Below are 16,812 nucleotides of genomic sequence, written 5' to 3' on the forward strand. Positions count from 1 at the left end.
AAATACGAGCTGAAGTCCAAGGTAGACGACTAGATAACGCTTTGAAGTACTGATGCATATTAGCTCAGATCTAATTTGGCAGTTACCCAATTTTGATGCGGTGATTGCCAATCTAGATTTGAGCTAAGTTCTTTCCACCAATACAGAACATTTACGTTGAATTGCGGCAACATGTGACTCAGGAGCAGGATCTGCTCTTGATATAACATTGGCGGATTTACCGATCTCTTTATTCAGCCATTTGTCTATGTAGATTAAAGCAGACTTAGCAGTGTTGACCTCTGCTAGCTCTGTTCGCTCAAGGGTCAGACGCAAGTCTTCGATGCCTTCGCTAGATAGCACCAGAAGTACCTGCTCTTCGTCTTCATAGGCTCGACAGAAACAAAGCTCATGAAGCTCAACTAATGTGCCGTATACAGCACCTTGTAGGCTCAGCGAATAGATGTTGTCATTTGACAACAGCTTCATGAAAAGAGGGCGGTAAGGCTCTCCTTCTGTACCACCACAATGGTCTATCGCATCGTTGATGGCGTCCTCAAATTTGCTGTTGAATTTGATCGGCAGATTGTCTTGAAAAAGCTGATAGCGCATAGCGTAACTCGATAGTTGTTTTCACTAGCATCAAATTATTGTTATCGAGTCGAGATCTTCAGAAATGCTGCTGAACAAGCGTAATTGCGCATTCAGAAAAGCGGGTGACTTTAATGTGCATTAACGTCACCTGCCTTCGTGAAATCACTAGAGCTATGGGAAATTTACTTGTCCGCTTCCTCTAAGCTGAAACAGATTTAATTGGAGTTGTCTACAATGAGCGGTGAAAAAATACTCCAAAATAGTTTAAAAATTGATCGGCCTGTTCTAGCCTAAATTAGTAAACGGGACAGGGACGTTTAATTGTGGGACACTTTTTTAAAGTTGTAGGCTGGGCTATCTTGTCTGTCTGTATAGCCTCTTGCAAATCTACCATCGTTGATATAGCGCCCCTTGAAGTAGAATTTCAAGGGGAAGCTGCTTCGACACATATCAGTATTGATTCAATTTCGACATGGGAGTCGTATGTTGAGGAACTACAACCCGCATTTTCAATAAGTGAAAAAGATGCACTTAAGCAGGTTGTTCCAACAACTTTGCGATTTTAGGATGATTTAAAGACTGCGTTGGGTTTGGTTGCGAAAATTGCTCCTACAACTGACTCGCTCACTCGCTCACTCGCACAATCACCTCCAACAAAGACTCAATAGCAAAGGGTGAATATACCTAAAAACCAAGCATGGTTCTGCCCCAAGCATGTTTCGATTTCTTTCGTGCCAAGCCATCGGATGCAATAAGTCCATAAGGCTCCTATTAACGTAGGTTCAGTAGCTGTTAGTGATGGGTCTACAGGGGAAATAGGTCATAATCAAAAGGGTATATCGAGAAGAAGCTTAAGAACAAAAATATTTTGCGTAGACAGGGCTAACGGTTGAAGGTTTGGAGGCATGTTTCGAAACATGCCTCCAACAAATTTACTGATTTAGACCTTCAGCAGGGCAAATATCATCCGATACGAGCGCAAATGACGAAGTGTCGTCGTTAAAGCTATAATTTGCAAGGCTTGGGTGATCGCCTGACTTCAGAGTGAGTTTTGTACCCGAAAAGCTAACATCTTTAAATAAGTGAATGCAGCTACCCTCGCCAACTTCAACCGAAGATATTTTGTCCCTCCAGTCTCGATTAAAGTCTTCACTCTTAGAGATCTTGGAAGCTGAATAGCCGACTGGTAGTTTCATTGAGCCACCAGAGAAGTTTCCATTCACATAAAGCGTGGTCATAACACTTGGGTCGCAAACCTCACTATCAAAAATATGCAAAGATGTGATGGTATTTCCCCAGCCGCCCCAGTTATCGGTCAGTTTCTCATAAGTACCTTCAGTGAAGTATTCTGGAGAACGCTCGTAACCTTTGTCTTTAAAAACCACAAGACAAGTTTCAGATCCGATTACTTCTATAGATGAAATGCTATCATTCCAGCCTATTTGGCCTAATGCGGGAAGAGATGTACCGCTATAAACACTCATCGCTTTACCGTCCAGCTCGTTACCTTTATAAAGAGTAGCTTCGCCTGACATAGAAGATGCCGATATCATGGTAAATGTTATTAAAGAAGAAATTTTTAGAAAATTCATAATGCTTATCCATTAGCAGTTATTTAATACGAAAAAGTAGGACTATAGTCCTAGCAAAGAAATTTTATAGGCCGATAATACAGTATGTCAATACTGTTTAGGAATATTAACAATATGCGGTTAAAGAGGCGGAATGTCGCCTTTATGGATTTAAATACATATGATCGCCAACCTTCATGGCGAAACGATAGCTGCGAACCTTATATCAGCCACAGTGACGATATAAAGAATGCGAATGTGTTATCAAAGAGCCTCGACGATAAGTAATATGGCAACTAGAGCTACATCAGAAAAGCGCAACTTGCTGACAGTAGGAATGATGTTATGCACGGATTTTGCTTCTCATTTTCTAAACGTATTTATCTTACAGAAAAGAGACAATACCACGAGCGAAGCCCTGACTAGAAAATGAATAATTAATATTTAATTATCAATGGACTGGTTAACTGAGAGGCCTAAAGAAACCTAAAGACCTAGTGTCCTAGGTCAGGTGTTCTTTTATGGCAATATATTTATCTGATTCAAGGTGCTTAATAATTTGGCGGCGCTGCGCCATTGAAAACAGCTTAGAAAATTTATTTTCTGGTCGAAATATGCCTTTTGGGGTCTCATTTTTCCAAGTTTCTGTTGATAGTACGTGCGCAGTGTTTCCAGTTTCATTGTTAAGCATATTTGAGTAAAAATTTAGCCCTGTTTCATTGCATAGGCGCCTGAGTTCTTTTTCTGGATATGAAATGAAATCTTCAAATAGAACGAAACTGTGTCTCGGTTTTTCTATAAGTTTGTATTGAGTACTAATAGCTTTGTTCCACTGTTTGATAGCATACTGGCAGTTGGCTTGGCGAGGAAAATTATCTGGATATTTATTGGCTCTATCAACAATCGAAGCAACTACATCGGCCCCTTCCCGAACTACATGAATAATGTGCGAGTTTTCTATGTATAACGGAATTTTATGTGCGTGATAATAGTGTCGAGGGGTTTTCTCTAACCAAGCCGAACAACCTGCACTAATCGCGATAGAGTCGAGCTTTTCGCTTATAAGGCTCAAGGTGGAGCTGACCTTGAAGGCACTTGGGGTAGGTGATATCGGTAAGCCTAAACGTTCTTCTAGTTTATTAAGGCTTTTCCATTCTTTCCTTGAGCTTAGTCCAAACAGCGAAAAAATATTTGGTATTTCCCGCATTCCTAAAGCTTTTAATAGAAAGCCAGTTTCTGGAAACGTTTTTATTTCAGGGGAGCGAGCAAAACTACTCTGAACAACAGTTGTTCCAGAGCGAGAGCAACCTACAATAAATAATCTTTTCAACTTAAACTCTTAAATAGTTGAGATGGAGAGATTTCTACCAGTATGAGTTAAATAATTACGACTCATTGAGAAGCAATAAAACATGTGACAGCGATGTATTACCTTGAAGCATTAGAAAAATTAAATTCTAAGTCTTTAGTCTGTCGCGCCCACCAAGGCCTTCTTGTTATGTCAATAACTTGAATGATTGGCTTTTTGGCCTCCTCTGTCAGCATTAATTTTTGGAGTTTTGGACTATTTCTAACGGCCTCTAAGGCGAAGATCTCCGCACTTTCTTCGTCTTCAGCTACGATGGTTAAATCGACTTCGAACTCGACTAACTCGGGGAATTCATCTAGATCAAGCCTAAAATTCTCTCCCTTAATAGAGACTAAGTATTTCAAATCACTCACCTTTGGTGTTTACTCAGCTAACAAGCTGAAAGTTCAATAGGGATGTACTGTACTGGAAAGGAGTACCTTCTCTTATTGTAACTTGTTCACTGTACGCGTAGTAAAGTATTTTTCAAGAACTGTTTAGGAGTCAAATATATATTGTAGTAATGTTCTGAAGAGGTTGTGAATCAGTGAAAAAGTTAGTCTGGACTAGCTGCTTATCCTTGGAGGTGTCGTCGATATGTTGGTTGCGTAACGGAAAATGTTTGTCCATTGCGTAGGGAGCTCGGATTGTATTTACAGTTAGCTTTCTGGGCTCGGTATCTAAAAGGTTCGACCTTTACCTCATATTAGAGCTGCCTTGAGTTGCTTAATATTAAACGGCCTAGTTGTTTCTCAGCCCATTTTTAATTAACTTTTACTCACAATTATGTTTCCTTGCTAAATGTTATGGAGACCACATAAAAGTCATAGCAAAAGCAAAACCCCTACTAATTGCTTAACAGGGGTTTTGTAAAAGAGCCAGCCTAGCTGGAAGCTTTTAAGTTTTAGCTAAACAGCATCGGAAAAACTAGGGGTATACCACATCACCAGAGCAGTTCCAGCCCTTGTCGCTTACGATTTTCAATGAAGCATGATTACTGATTTCACTAGGAAGAGATGTCATAGAGCTCGTAGCTTGCAGAACAGGACCATGGTCGCCATAATCCTCGTGTTGATATAGCTTTGCGCATGCTCCACTGCCAACTTTTATGGATTCAATTTCGTCCGTCCAGTCGCTGTCAAGCTCAGAGGTATCGTCCAAACTGCTAATTGAAAAGCCAATAGGAAGCGCCATGTCATTTCCTCCATAATTAGTTTTCTTATAGAAGTAAGTTAATGAACTTTCGTCGCAAGCCCCCTGAACTACGTGGATCGCAGTTGCCTTATTATTAAAATCGATTTCGCCAAGATCAACGTGTGACTCTGAGAGGATAACGAGTTTTCCATCAAAGCCCTTATCACTAAACAACATTGCGCAAACGTTGTCTCCAACTACTTGGATTGAGCTAATCTCATCATTCCATGATGGTTTCATTTGGCCCAAACGCCCGACGGATTGTCCAGGATAGAATCGTTTTACTGCACCTTTAAGGTACGTATCGGAGTAGACATCTACATATGCGTAAGGGTTTGCGAGTGCATTTGCTGAAAAGAGGGAAGCTCCTAATAGAGTAGCTATCAATAAATTTTTCATAAAAAATCCTTATTTAAATAGTTCCTATAATTTCCGCAAAAGAGCGGAAACTAGAAACTACACGTTTTTTCGAGAAATCAATATGTCAGTGACGGGAAGTGTGAGATTTGTACCCCTTTTCGATGTATATCCAAAAGTTCGGCTGTTATTTTGATGTTTCGATGTAGCTGAGATGCACATTAGTGTATGGATAACTCAGACGATATGTATAAACCAAACAAGGAATGAATGATGAAGCACTATTCAAATTTAAAAAACGGACCCAGTCAGACAGGGAACCCATCAGGAAAAGGGCGGGGTAACAATCCCCCAAGAAAGTAACGGCTGACATCGAGTCTCGATTACGCTAACCATGTTTCAGTGGCGCCCTGATTTGTGGTTTATGGGTATCTAAACGGATATGTCTCGCCCTTTTTTTAACTGGCTAGAGTTCGCTATAGTTAAGCCTTTACCGATTCACACCTGTTATGGGTTGAAAGTGGCATTAGAGACGGAGTCCCGTTATGGGAAAAGTCTGGGGTAGCACCCGTTGTCACTCGATGTGAGCTAAGCTGCATAGTGAATCTTAATATTGGGAGTGTCTCGTATAGGGCACTCGGACCGAGTTCAACAGCTAATGGTTGGCATTCGGCAGTGATATTGAGATTAGTTATGCCTACAAAATGCACCCTTCCTGCCCCCAAAGCAAAGCAGTATTACAAAAGTATTTCCTACGAGACTCTGGTTGCCAGTTGGCTGATGAATGACGGCTGGGAAGTCTTCATGCCACTGACTGACCACGGAATGAAAACCGATGTGTTAATTTCCGATGGCAAAACCTACTACCGCATCCAAGTCAAATCCCTAGATAGTCCTGAAGAAAATTCGGTGGTTGAATGTAAATGGGGCAATGCCAAAATTGATTATGTCGTGTATTTCTCCCGTTGCCGTTCTTGGGGCTACATAGCACCACCATTTCAAGGTAGACGGAAATTGAATCATGCTCAGCATGTTCGGTTTCACCAAGAGCAGCGGAACTTCATCAAAGCATTCAACAAGTCTTAGTTTTGCCTTAGGTCGAGTAAAATTAGATAAAATGGATCTTGCTAAGCTTTGATAGCTAAAAGTTTCCTTGCCGCTGACGCATCAATGAACTTAGCAGGCTTCTAGGTGTGATATGGAGCCTTGTAACCACTGTTCCCATGTGATTTTATTGTTGCCAAATCGCTTCTTAGTATTGTTCGTGTTGAGATGCGAGGGAACAAAATGGAAGTAACAGGTTACGTTAGTTGTATTGATGGAGTAATTCATGACCCCAAGATTTTGGAAACTATCTCAAGGCAGAGAGTTCTTTTCGTTTGAAGAAATCTCAGACTCAATAGAAAAGGGCTTAGTATACGTTCACGCAGATACTCGAGCTAAAGGTAAATCCTCTGTATCGCAGGGAGAGCACTTTATTGAGGCCGAAATCGGAGACTATTTTTATCTAACACATGGTAATCGCGGAGTGTACTTATTGGGGCAGTTTACTGGTCCAGCAAATATCTTTAGCTCTAAGGGCTCAGGATGGGTAGACCGGCCTTTTCGAGTTATCCGCCACGCTATGGCTAACGGTGGCTATGGAGGCCCTCAAAAATGGTGGGCCCCAAATGATCGCTCTACTTTTACGTCGGTTCCTGAGAGTGAGTTGCCTGAGTTTGAAGAGTTTATTCTTGAGCCATTTTTTGGTATTTGCTTAGCTGACTATGGTGTAGAGGTCGTTTAGCGGCTTGGTTAAACATTACCTTCGTCTCTTGCTGTGTTCGTTGGCAGTACTCATTAGTTCAGAGGTCAACGAACACTAACTGCTCTAATTTCAACTATGCGTGAATGATTAGTTTCTTGAGGGCCTTCAGAACCTTAATTTGATGATATCCCAGTGCTATGTGATTGACGTCAATAATCTTTTTCGCCATCAGATAACTGTTTGCCCACTGCTTTCGGTTCAGCTCATGAAACCAGTATGCAAAACCATATTTCGTAACTCTATTACGCCGCTTAGTGCCCATTCGAAGTAACAATGTCGGGGAGTAGAACTGCGTAGATTTTAGGAAATAGGGCAGTTTGTCTAGGTTACCCAATGAAACAGGCACAGTATCAGCTGGGCAGAGCACTCGCTCGAAACGGCTAATCGACAAGTGATTATTACTGCTTTTGTATGAGAATAAAGGCACATGGCTGGGCCCAACATCCAGATACTTTCTCCTCTTATTGTAAATGGTCGAGTGACTAGAGGCAGGGTTCCCTAATTTTTGAGTGCCGACGAGGTGGTTCGATGCACTATTTAGATGGTAGTTGCGAGTTTCGGCACTGGTATGGTTAACCAGTAAGTAGTGGACAGGAATACCGAATAGATCCATCGCGATATCCGTGCGCGTGACGTTAGCCTTTTTCAAAAGCTGAGTTGCTCCTGAGCCTATGACTCGTTTCAACCAACTGAAAAACTCTACGATTTCTTCTTCAGTAAAGCGGGCTGGATTGAAAGCGACCTTCGCCAAGCGATGATTAGGCCTGTGCTTGCGTATTTCATCACTCATCCCCCAGTGTAAGGTGATCACTTCGTCCAATCGGTTTTTGAACATAGCAAATCGCAGGTATTTATCTTTGTTATTTTTTAGATAGCTAGAAGGCCCTGATTTCCATTTCTTTAATAGCTCACCTGTGTAGGCTTTCGCTTCTTGATGAAGTTGTTTTACCGTTGACTCTGATACATCAATGGTGAGATACAGCATGTCTACAAAGGGGCTTGAGCCATATTTGAGGGGATCTGCAAAGACAGCCTTCATGTACTTATCAAGTGCCCTTAGGCGGAGTTTGCAAAATAGCTCATCGGTAGGCTGATGTTTGAACCAAGACTTGAGTACTTTCTTAGTTCTACTTGATGGCTTCTCTAAATGCTGTTCAGCCTGATTGTGTAATCGGTTTGCTTGTTGATTGTGTTGCTGTACGGCATGCGCGTATGTAGTACCAGAGTAAACCCTAATCACACTGTTTTGGCTGGAATCATTAATGTTAGTCATGGCTATACCTTTAGTATAACTATATACAACCATTAGTAGTAAATACTGTTGTATTATAGATAGTTATAGTGATTTAAGACCGTCGTACAGTAGAGTTGTTAGTAGTGTGGATTCATCCATGATTGGCATGGTTTTGCTTTCAGCTGCTTCTATAGCTAGATCTACTAAATAGATAGCGGTTGTTGCGAATTCGCAAGATCAATTTTTGCGAATTCGCAACTAAGCTTATGCTTTAGGTCTCGCTCTATTTGGGCTCGTCCAGGATCGCGGTATTTAAGCTATCGAGCTGTTTGGTAATGTGTTTGAGCTGCTGGAGAACCATTCCTAAGCTTGCTTCTGAGCTGTTAGTGTTGGAGCTGGCAGTTTCCACAACATCACTTGCTTCATCTTCGATGTTATTGATGTCGTATTCGTCGTAGGATTTGAGCTCCTTTTTGGTCAATTCCGCTAAGGTGTTTTTTTCGCTCAAAGCGCCTTTAACTCGGCTTTCAAACTTTGCTACAGTTGGAAACTTACCTAAGCCATCTTCCCAATAAAGTTCTTCTAGTTCCTTTAAAAGCATATCCATAGGTACACCGTCTCTTCTCAGTTTTGCAATCTTGTCGAGCAGAGAATCTTTGATACACTCGATATCGGCATAATGAGGCTCTAGTTCGTTACGTACCTTACTTCTTCGAACTATCTTGCTAACTTGGTGAGCTTTAAGTCCCCAGAGTTTGCCAAAGAACTCACCTTGCCCCATGCCATATTTCTTAGGCAGATTATCCTTGACTGCCTTGGCGATGATTTTTTCAAGGCTTACCTTTCCGGCAAAAACGGCTTCTCGGATTGTTTCCCAGACTTCAGGGTCAAAGATTTCTGTTTCATCCATATAGCGTTCAGTGTTTGCCCAAAGTTCCTCCATCTCAAAGACGATTGATGATGCTCCATCATATAGATCTTTTGAACGCGCCATTAATTGCTGTTTATCAGAGGCGGTTTCACTAGGAACTGCATCTGAAACTATTTTGCTAATGCCCTTTTTCTTAGCATTTATTGGAGTTAATCTCCCTCGGGCAGAACTGTTCTTGGTTCTTCGTAATTGTTCTCGTTTTCTTACTGCCATGATTGACCTCTTAAACATCAGTTGTTTTCAAAATAGTTAGTTGAAATACAGGAGCTCACTGTTGTTCGAGAGGGATAATATGCTCTAGTCAGACCGCTGTCATTTCCTATCCAACGCTTGAAATGTTACGTTGCCTTTATGTTTGATTTGTTCTATTAAATCAGGTTGTTATTTGGTTTTTGCGGCGATTCGTTTTTGTGTGAGCCAATGACTTTGTTGCCTTGCCAGAAAAGAGGTTGGGTGATCAAAATTGGTTGTAACCTAAACCAATCAAGCAACAGAGAACGGTTAGTTCGTCAGGCTTTATTATGCCTTGTAGAAATTAGTGGGGTAAAATGTCTTGTAAACAAGTTAAAAAAATTTTAGACGCATGAGCGATAGGGTAGGAACAGAATTTAATAGGTGGCAGCTAGTCCCCGAGGACTGTGATCGGCCATTGCTGCCGGACCATACTGACTTCGACAAATTGAATCGTCATCCAAATATGGATGGTACTCAATTACCAAAAAGAATACTCAGCATTCAGCAAAACCATGAGCAAGATTGCTATGTAAAAAATGTATTAACCAATAGCAACCTTTCGAATGTCGAATTACTCCTCGCTATTTTGCTGTATCGAGAAATACAGTTTGAATTTTCTGGAGCTGTATTCACCATTTGTAGATCTGGTGTTGATTACTCAAGCAAGATTGAGAGCTGCTATGAGCATACGGAAGAATACTGTGGGGGGCTTATGGTAGAGCACCCAAAAGACTGCACTGACTATGATAGTGACGTGTTCTTTTTTGCAGAGGTGGAGAACTTGCTCACTCTATTTAATGAAGAGTCAGCTATGAGCATAGAGCCTAAAACATTAAGGTCGGCCTTAATAAATTTACATCAGGTCGGATATGTAACGGTGAGTCAGATGTCGGCTGAAAACAAAGTCACAAGCAACATCATTTCGCAAGGAACTAGGAAGGGGCCGCGCCCCTCGTTACTGCATGTCAGGCTTTGTTCATGGATGAGAAATCGGAACATATCGAAAAGTTGGAATAAAGTCCTTGTTAGAAAGAGGACAAAGAAGTTTGTCTTCGCATTGCGTCAATTAACTTCAGATATACCAGAGGTGGATCAGGAAGAGCTCGAAGCATTGTGCTTGCAACAATTTGGAACTCAATAGGATTGAGTGCAACTACTTTATGCGGGTGGTCTCTTCTGGCTATCCAAGAATTCCTGTGCATTATCTACTGAGCCGAACAACTCAGTTAATCTGGCAACAGCGAAGAAGTCGTTCTGGTTAGCCAAGGTAATCCAGTGGCGGATCAGGTCGAGTGGAATAGCGTAGATATCATCCATGATGTTTCCTTATCTTTGTTAGCCCATTCCTTGAGCTTGGAAGATTATAGCAGGTTAGGGTTGTTAGTTGTTCAGTAGCGATAGCATTGCTTGAGGCAGTTGGTTGGCCTGTGCCAGTACCGATGTACCGGCTTGCTGCAAGATTTGCTGTTTGACCTGTTCAGTCGTTTCCTTAGCAAAGTCAGTATCACGAATACGGCTGCGGGAGGCTTCGGAATTTTCGGCAGTTACCGCCAAGTTAGTGATTGTGTGTTGTAGCCTATTTTGCACTGCGCCCAACAGGGCTCTTGTACTATCGACCTGCTGAAGTGCATCGTCGATGACACCAATAGCAAATTGAGCACTGTCGGCATCATTCGGTAGAAAACCTGTTGCAAGTAAATCGATCATATCGACGGAGGCTAATGATGACGTCGAGTTGTTAATTGTAAATGCGCTGGGACTTTTGAAGTTAATTCTGGAGTGTATAACGACGTCCTGAACATTTAGCGGCAGTGGGCTTTCGCCGTTAGGGTCATATGGCTCATTACGATCTATGGGTCTAACATTTAGTGTTGAGCCTGAAGGCCCATCGAAATTACCAATGACTACAGTTCCTTCTGGCTCTCCTCGAACCGCTACATAGCCATCGTGAACATTAGCTTTATAGCCGATGTCAGCTTTGCTTATTTGAAATGCCAAATCTTCTAGCGATGAAGCTCCAGAAATATATGCTGTTTTGCCATCCACATGAATCTCAAATGATACAGGGTGAGTTTCAAGTGTTTGAGAGTGTAGAAAGAAGTCCGTGTACGAATATGCTTCAACACCAGTGCTTCCGCTTACCCCGTTGATAGTATCAATGATGCCTTTAGGAGTTGATTGGCTTAGTGGTGGAATATTGACTGTTGAAGTGCCTTGGTGTCCGGTGATTTCTAAAGTCGTGGCTGGTAGTGCTGGGTAAATCGGGGCATGAGTGGGGTAGGACTGTCTACCTCCCCAAAAGGGCGTAGCATCGTAGTGAGTTCCTAGTGAACTTGCGGACATCTCCGGAATCGTGACATCGATAGTTTCGTTGGCATTGGCACCCACCTGAAAGGCCTTAGCGCCAAATGAACCATCTAATAATTTCTGATCGCCAAATGAGGTAGTTTCGGCAATTCGGTCAATTTCCTTTTGAAGCTGAGCAATCTCTTCCTGAATCGCCTTCCTATCGCTTGATGAGTTAGTGCCGTTTGCAGACTGCAAGGCCAAATCGCGCATACGTTGCAGAATGTTCGTTGTCTCTTGTAACGCCCCCTCTGCCGTTTGTGCCATCGAGATACCATCATTGGCATTTCTGATCGCCACATTCATTCCATTGATGTTGGACGTGAGCCGATTAGAGATCTGCATACCCGCAGCATCATCTTTCGCTGAATTTATGCGAAGGCCAGAGCTTAATCGAGTCATCGAGGTGTTCAGTGCATCACCCGTTGACCGAAGATTCCTCTGAGCGTTAATAGCTGCCGAATTGGTAATGATTGATGAGGTCATAGCTTAATTTCGAAGTCCGTTTCTTGCTTCTCGTGTTCCGGCAGGGCATTGCCGCTTTTTTGACTATGGGAGTTAAGAAGCAAAAATCGCTCCAAATGTACCGAAAAGGTATATTTGTGTTGATCGCATATTGTGCGCACATGAAAGCGATATACGATTCGAACTACAGAAAGCTAATTGGTTGGCTTGCGGCAGAGCGCAAATTTAAGAGCGTTACGCAAGAGGAGCTGGCTAGTGCTTTGAAATATCCGAGTCACAACTACATCAGCAAGATTGAAACGTTTGACAAGAAACTGAGTCTGGTTGAATACGTTCGCTTCTGTGAAGTACTCGAACTAGACCCCAGAGAAGGTATCGAGCTTTTAATGACTCACCCCATACCTGAATTTCGTGCTGATACGAAAGCTGAAACCTAACTAAAAGCAATTTCCCTAGTGCGTGTATCGATACTGCTCTTTGAAAGTAGGGCGGTAGTTTTGTTGTTCTTGGTCGTTATTAAACAGAGTAGGGGAGGGGTAAATGCTTGCAAAGTTTAGATACAAAAAGGCCCCGTCCAAATGGACAGGGCCTATTGTAGTGGTGCCCAGAGGCGGAATCGAACCACCGACACGGGGATTTTCAATCCCCTGCTCTACCGACTGAGCTATCTGGGCAAAACTTTTTTTCAAAGATTCGTTGAAACGTCTTCTTTGAAACTTTGCAAAACTTTGCATGAAGTTTTGCGGTATTACTATTCGCTTTTTATAAATAACTCAGTAAGTTATCGCTTTTCAGGGCGAAGAGACTGTGTCTTTTCAATCCCCTGCTCTACCGACTGAGCTATCTGGGCAAAACTTTTTTTCAAAGATTCGTTGAAACGTCGTCTTTGAAACTTTGCAAAACTTTGCATGAAGTTTTGTGGTATTACTATTCGCTTTTTATTGATAACTCAGTAAGTTATCGGTTTTCAGGGTGAAGAGACTGTGTCTTTTCAATCCCCTGCTCTACCGACTGAGCTATCTGGGCGAATAAATGGTGCCGACTGCCGGAGTCGAACTGGCGACCTACTGATTACAAGTCAGTTGCTCTACCAACTGAGCTAAGTCGGCACACTAAAACTGGTTTGCTTTAGCAAGCTTTATTCGCTTGTCTTCACGGATGCGCTTTTCATCTGAAATGCTGTTCCGCTGCAACGGGGCGCTATTAAACTGATTTTGCCGGACTAAGTCAACAGCTTTTTTTACAGTTTTTTTTAAAGGTTCAAAGTTTGCGCATTTCTGCCGTTATTGCTGATGTTTTGTTCACATTTCGTAGTTGTTTTAGCCTAAGGTGAGGTAATGCTGGGATTGCGTTGGGGAAAAACACGGGTTTTAGGGCCTAGCGAATACATACAAAGTCGATGGCATGTTCCCAATACACGTTATGTTAGGCCCGTGCTAAGGGGGTAAACTCTATTTTAGTTGCTTCGCTCGCTTTGTTAGTTGGCATATACAGCAAGCACTTGGTTAATTTATTCGTAATAGTTTTTATCGTTCATCAAAATATGCTCCTCATTCGTAGCATGCTGACGATGCTTGCTGGTTATAGCATTAAAACCTTCTCTTGGTGCTGCATCAATAACCCATCAGCCGAAGCTAGAGACTATTCAGGAATTTGTTTTTAGCGTCATGTTTTTCGTTCTTATACAAATTTTGCATTGAAAACGATTTCACTGAAGTCTAATCTTATAGTCATTAAGAACTTTAATAGTCAAATTCGCTGATGAATGCCGAACAGTTAAAAACAGCCTTGTTGGAAGAAATGCGCGTCTGCATTCTGCCATTTTGGATGTACAAGGCAAGCGATCAGCAGCATGGCGGCTATTGGGGGACCGTCAAGAATAATGGCTACATTGACAAGCAAGCCGATAAAGGGGGCATTTTGCATGCCCGTTTGCTTTGGGCATTTAGTAAATCCTATCAGGCACTTGGTCATCAAAGTTATGGTGAACACGCAACTAGAACGAATTGGTTTATACAGCGCTACTTAACCAATGAATCGCACTCTGAATTGTATTGGAGCACCCAGCAACGTAGTCAATTCGGGTGTCACGAGGATTGGTTGATAACTCAGGCTTACTATTTATTTGCCCTGTCTGCTTTCGCTCATGTTGAGCCCACTGCTGTGCAAACTGCTCAGCAGGTATTCAACCACATCTTGCCTGCCATTGAACAAAGCGCCGAGCAATCTGGTAGCGCGGGTGAATTATGGCGTAGCTACCTTCATTTGCTTGAGGCGCTTGACGGTTACTTGCTTCTAATTCCTGATAATGAGAAAGCGAAAGCTGTTGTAACTCGGTTGCTAGAACGAGCCCTCGCTTTGCTCAGTGCCCTAACTGAAGACGACAAAGAGTTACTCAACTGGGGGCGTATCGGCGCTACATCTTGGCTATTGAAGCAGTTTGCTAAGCGCTATGGCTGCGGCTCTTTGCGGCCGAAACTGTTTGCAGAAAGTGATCACTTACAAGACTTGGTGGCGCAGCAAATTGCTGCTACCTCCAATCATGGGATTGCTCTGAATAGCACTGTTGAAGTGCGTTATGGCTGGGTACAGGCCGAAGCGCTTGCCAGTCTTTTTTATAACTGGCAAGCGAACCCCAGCGAAGAAAAGTGGCAGCGGCTAGTTAGCCACTGGCAGTTTATCTCCGACTTTATCAGCGATCGGCAATATGGCGAATGGCAATTGCGGGTCACAGGGCAAACGAGCCCGCATGTAGCGGCTGCTGGAAATCTAGAAAAAGCAGGTTTTTGGAAGTGCCCTTATCACAATTTTCGCGCCTGCCTAACGGTTTACAACGAACTTTCTCAATTAGACAGACAAGAACAAAAGGCAGTCACAAGCCGGAAAGCCGTGTTAGAGTCGCTGAGGTAAGAGTCTCTGAGCACTTTGCCGCCAAAGTCGGTTACTGGTGTTGGTTCGCTGCTCATTCACCCTGCTCAGCTACGCTTCGAACGGTGAGCCTGCAACCACAACACGGAGGAACAGAGCGATGGTATTTTCGTCGAGGAATGCTGTGCTCACGTAGGCGAAAATTAAGCCGTCATGGTAGCTTACGGCCACCATAGGTTTGAATGTCTTGCCACCTCCGCACCTGACATTCTAGCTCTGAATACAAGGAATACGACGCCCGCAACGTCATGTTTTGATTAACTTCATAGCGGGCTTCTACAACAACAGTTTAGGGTTGGAACGAGTTCATTGGGGGCTACTGATTAAATGGGCTGCCATTAGAACACTACAGATTTGCTCACTCAAAACTGACTAGGAAAGAACGATCCCGCTATGTAGTATTGATATATCAAACTATCTTGATAAACAAGAAATAGCGTGATAGCCCTCATGGACTGAGTAAATCAAACTTAACAAAGGGTGAGAAACAAAACTAATATCGACTTATCCTACGCTTTGCTGTTTACCTCATAATAATGAAAAAAAAGTCCTCCACGATTTACGATGTGGCTAGGCTCGCTGGTGTATCACCCAGTACCGTCACACGCTTTCTAAACCGCACTACTTATGTATCAGAAGAGAAAAGTGAACGCATAGAGGATGCCGTAAAAAAGACCGGTTATAAGCCCAGCTTCCAAATGCAACAGGATTTAAGTCGACGTTCTATGACCATTGGCCTGTTACTTCAACATCCTGATAGCCCATATACCTCCACCATCGTCAACGATATGGAAAAAACGCTGATCAGCAAGGGTTATTCTTTAGTTATGTCGTCTGGGCATTGGCAAAATAATATTGGAAATCATGCAGTTGATTATCTAACTAAAAGCAATGTTGACGGCATCATTATCATTACCGGCAACTTAGATAACCAAAAAATCCTCGCGACAGCCAAGCAGCTCCCTGTCGTCACTGTGGGCTACGACATAGAAGGAGACAACATCTGTTCACTCAACCTTGATAATGTCATGGGAGGTTATATCGCGACTCTTCATCTATTGCAGCAAGGTCATACAAACATCGCACATATTGGTGGAATATCTTCCCAGCCCGATGCAATTGCACGTTTTGACGGCTATAAACGGGCACTTGGTGAAGCTAGCATTCCTATCAATTCCAAACTGGTCAAAAGTGGCGATTTTGGCATGGAATCGGGCTACAGTGCAACAAAAGACCTGATCGAATCTAGGGTCTATTTTTCCGCAATTTTTGCCGCTAATGATCTCACCGCTTATGGCGCTATCAAGGCACTGCATGACAATGGCCTTAAGGTTCCCGAAGACGTTTCCGTGCTTGGTTTTGACGACTTGCCCACTTCAAAATACTTTACTCCTGCTCTCACCACACTAAGGCAACCTATTGAAGAGATTGGAACTATGTGTGCAAATTCTATTCTGAGCATGGTTTTGAAAGGCCAATATGAGGCTCGAGTGCCACCCATAGACTTAATAATCCGCCAGTCAACAAAGTCTATTTGGTAATACTGGTACTTTTTTCATACAGCTAGGGAACCAGCGATCAAGTCGATAGTATCGCTTAAACGAATTCGACGAAGTCGAATTATCCAAATATTCAGCTCTAAAACAGCCTGTTTCTCCTGGTATTCTGGCCTTTCAGCCTTTACTCCATGTTTTAGGCACACTTCACCTGCGAAAGCAGCATCTGGTCGACCCGCGCCAAGTTGGCCAGTCCGAATAACATGTCCAGTTGGTTGTCGTTTTTCTTCAGCCCTTTTTACCTTCTTTGGGCATATGCCCTTCTGAG

General features: G+C 42.7%; 15 protein-coding genes, 2 tRNA genes and 1 pseudogene. 6 read left to right on the top strand and 12 right to left on the bottom strand.

The genetic code is table 11. From position 1 onward, the window contains the following. Window positions 1-123: 123 nt before the first annotated feature. The 5 genes from CBE68_RS02325 to CBE68_RS02345 form a co-directional block, all read right to left on the bottom strand. Window positions 124-591: a hypothetical protein gene (locus CBE68_RS02325; protein ID WP_087504468.1), complete on the bottom strand. Its 468-nt coding sequence runs from the start codon at window positions 589-591 to the stop codon at window positions 124-126. A 914-nt stretch (window positions 592-1,505) separates the two neighbouring features. Next, the gene (locus CBE68_RS02330) at window positions 1,506-2,165 is read right to left on the bottom strand and encodes a beta/gamma crystallin-related protein (RefSeq protein WP_087504469.1); all 660 of its coding nucleotides are present in this window, start codon (window positions 2,163-2,165) and stop codon (window positions 1,506-1,508) included. A gap of 481 nt (window positions 2,166-2,646) precedes the next feature. Beyond that, window positions 2,647-3,474, bottom strand: a complete 828-nt coding sequence (locus CBE68_RS02335) for a sulfotransferase family protein (protein ID WP_087504470.1) — start codon at window positions 3,472-3,474, stop codon at window positions 2,647-2,649. Window positions 3,475-3,572: 98 nt separating this feature from the next. Next, complete coding sequence (locus tag CBE68_RS02340; RefSeq protein WP_143824466.1) at window positions 3,573-3,857, bottom strand: hypothetical protein; 285 nt, start codon at window positions 3,855-3,857, stop codon at window positions 3,573-3,575. Window positions 3,858-4,419: 562 nt separating this feature from the next. Beyond that, window positions 4,420-5,085, bottom strand: coding sequence for a hypothetical protein (locus CBE68_RS02345; protein ID WP_087504472.1), 666 nt, complete (start codon window positions 5,083-5,085; stop codon window positions 4,420-4,422). A 651-nt stretch (window positions 5,086-5,736) separates the two neighbouring features. On the opposite strand from CBE68_RS02345, the gene CBE68_RS02350 reads away from it, so the two are divergent. Then, a complete protein-coding gene (locus CBE68_RS02350; protein ID WP_087504473.1) occupies window positions 5,737-6,129 on the top strand; it encodes a group I intron-associated PD-(D/E)XK endonuclease in 393 nt (130 codons plus the stop codon). Between the two features lie 244 nt (window positions 6,130-6,373). Further along, on the top strand, window positions 6,374-6,829 hold the full coding sequence (locus CBE68_RS02355) for a hypothetical protein (protein ID WP_087504474.1): 456 nt from the start codon (window positions 6,374-6,376) through the stop codon (window positions 6,827-6,829). 94 nt (window positions 6,830-6,923) lie between these two features. Here CBE68_RS02355 and CBE68_RS02360 read toward each other — a convergent pair whose 3' ends face one another. Continuing rightward, entirely contained in the window at window positions 6,924-8,123 is a 1,200-nt protein-coding gene (locus tag CBE68_RS02360) for a hypothetical protein (protein WP_143824467.1), read from the bottom strand. 244 nt (window positions 8,124-8,367) lie between these two features. After that, a complete protein-coding gene (locus tag CBE68_RS02365) occupies window positions 8,368-9,228 on the bottom strand; it encodes a type 1 glutamine amidotransferase family protein (protein WP_143824468.1) in 861 nt (286 codons plus the stop codon). A 370-nt stretch (window positions 9,229-9,598) separates the two neighbouring features. On the opposite strand from CBE68_RS02365, the gene CBE68_RS02370 reads away from it, so the two are divergent. After that, window positions 9,599-10,390 carry a hypothetical protein gene (locus tag CBE68_RS02370; RefSeq protein WP_087504477.1) on the top strand — a complete coding sequence of 264 codons (792 nt, stop codon included), beginning with the start codon at window positions 9,599-9,601 and terminating at the stop codon, window positions 10,388-10,390. Window positions 10,391-10,407: 17 nt separating this feature from the next. Here CBE68_RS02370 and CBE68_RS18690 read toward each other — a convergent pair whose 3' ends face one another. Both CBE68_RS18690 and CBE68_RS18990 read right to left on the bottom strand, forming a co-directional pair. Then, the gene (locus CBE68_RS18690) at window positions 10,408-10,566 is read right to left on the bottom strand and encodes a hypothetical protein (RefSeq protein WP_158100470.1); all 159 of its coding nucleotides are present in this window, start codon (window positions 10,564-10,566) and stop codon (window positions 10,408-10,410) included. A 63-nt stretch (window positions 10,567-10,629) separates the two neighbouring features. Beyond that, the gene (locus CBE68_RS18990) at window positions 10,630-12,081 is read right to left on the bottom strand and encodes a flagellin (protein ID WP_087504478.1); all 1,452 of its coding nucleotides are present in this window, start codon (window positions 12,079-12,081) and stop codon (window positions 10,630-10,632) included. Window positions 12,082-12,221: 140 nt separating this feature from the next. Between CBE68_RS18990 and CBE68_RS02380 the strand changes: the two genes are divergently transcribed. Then, entirely contained in the window at window positions 12,222-12,497 is a 276-nt protein-coding gene (locus CBE68_RS02380) for a helix-turn-helix domain-containing protein (protein WP_087504457.1), read from the top strand. Window positions 12,498-12,658: 161 nt separating this feature from the next. On the opposite strand, the gene CBE68_RS02385 is transcribed toward CBE68_RS02380, so the two are convergent. Both CBE68_RS02385 and CBE68_RS02390 read right to left on the bottom strand, forming a co-directional pair. Next, window positions 12,659-12,734 (bottom strand) — tRNA-Phe (locus CBE68_RS02385). Between the two features lie 359 nt (window positions 12,735-13,093). Then, a tRNA-Thr gene (locus CBE68_RS02390) sits at window positions 13,094-13,169 on the bottom strand. Window positions 13,170-13,821: 652 nt separating this feature from the next. Between CBE68_RS02390 and CBE68_RS02395 the strand changes: the two genes are divergently transcribed. Both CBE68_RS02395 and CBE68_RS02400 read left to right on the top strand, forming a co-directional pair. Beyond that, a complete protein-coding gene (locus CBE68_RS02395) occupies window positions 13,822-14,970 on the top strand; it encodes an AGE family epimerase/isomerase (protein ID WP_087504480.1) in 1,149 nt (382 codons plus the stop codon). A gap of 554 nt (window positions 14,971-15,524) precedes the next feature. Continuing rightward, window positions 15,525-16,529 carry a LacI family DNA-binding transcriptional regulator gene (locus tag CBE68_RS02400; RefSeq protein WP_087504481.1) on the top strand — a complete coding sequence of 335 codons (1,005 nt, stop codon included), beginning with the start codon at window positions 15,525-15,527 and terminating at the stop codon, window positions 16,527-16,529. Window positions 16,530-16,680: 151 nt separating this feature from the next. On the opposite strand, the pseudogene CBE68_RS18910 reads toward CBE68_RS02400, so the two are convergent. After that, window positions 16,681-16,782, bottom strand: a pseudogene (locus CBE68_RS18910) (IS5/IS1182 family transposase); the annotation flags it as partial. Between the last annotated feature and the right edge of the window lie 30 nt (window positions 16,783-16,812).

Source organism: Neiella marina (genome assembly GCF_002165625.1).
In the GTDB taxonomy this organism is placed as follows: Bacteria; Pseudomonadota; Gammaproteobacteria; order Enterobacterales; family Neiellaceae; genus Neiella; species Neiella marina.

Coding starts and splice junctions, on each gene's coding strand:
- CBE68_RS02370 (WP_087504477.1), top strand. CDS start 9,599: ATGAGCGATAGGGTAGGAACAGAATTTAATAGGTGGCAGCTAGTCCCC.
- CBE68_RS02325 (WP_087504468.1), bottom strand. CDS start 591: ATGCGCTATCAGCTTTTTCAAGACAATCTGCCGATCAAATTCAACAGC.
- CBE68_RS02350 (WP_087504473.1), top strand. CDS start 5,737: ATGCCTACAAAATGCACCCTTCCTGCCCCCAAAGCAAAGCAGTATTAC.
- CBE68_RS02330 (WP_087504469.1), bottom strand. CDS start 2,165: ATGAATTTTCTAAAAATTTCTTCTTTAATAACATTTACCATGATATCG.
- CBE68_RS02365 (WP_143824468.1), bottom strand. CDS start 9,228: ATGGCAGTAAGAAAACGAGAACAATTACGAAGAACCAAGAACAGTTCT.
- CBE68_RS02345 (WP_087504472.1), bottom strand. CDS start 5,085: ATGAAAAATTTATTGATAGCTACTCTATTAGGAGCTTCCCTCTTTTCA.
- CBE68_RS02395 (WP_087504480.1), top strand. CDS start 13,822: ATGAATGCCGAACAGTTAAAAACAGCCTTGTTGGAAGAAATGCGCGTC.
- CBE68_RS02355 (WP_087504474.1), top strand. CDS start 6,374: ATGACCCCAAGATTTTGGAAACTATCTCAAGGCAGAGAGTTCTTTTCG.
- CBE68_RS02360 (WP_143824467.1), bottom strand. CDS start 8,123: ATGACTAACATTAATGATTCCAGCCAAAACAGTGTGATTAGGGTTTAC.
- CBE68_RS18690 (WP_158100470.1), bottom strand. CDS start 10,566: ATGGATGATATCTACGCTATTCCACTCGACCTGATCCGCCACTGGATT.
- CBE68_RS02380 (WP_087504457.1), top strand. CDS start 12,222: ATGAAAGCGATATACGATTCGAACTACAGAAAGCTAATTGGTTGGCTT.
- CBE68_RS18990 (WP_087504478.1), bottom strand. CDS start 12,081: ATGACCTCATCAATCATTACCAATTCGGCAGCTATTAACGCTCAGAGG.
- CBE68_RS02400 (WP_087504481.1), top strand. CDS start 15,525: ATGAAAAAAAAGTCCTCCACGATTTACGATGTGGCTAGGCTCGCTGGT.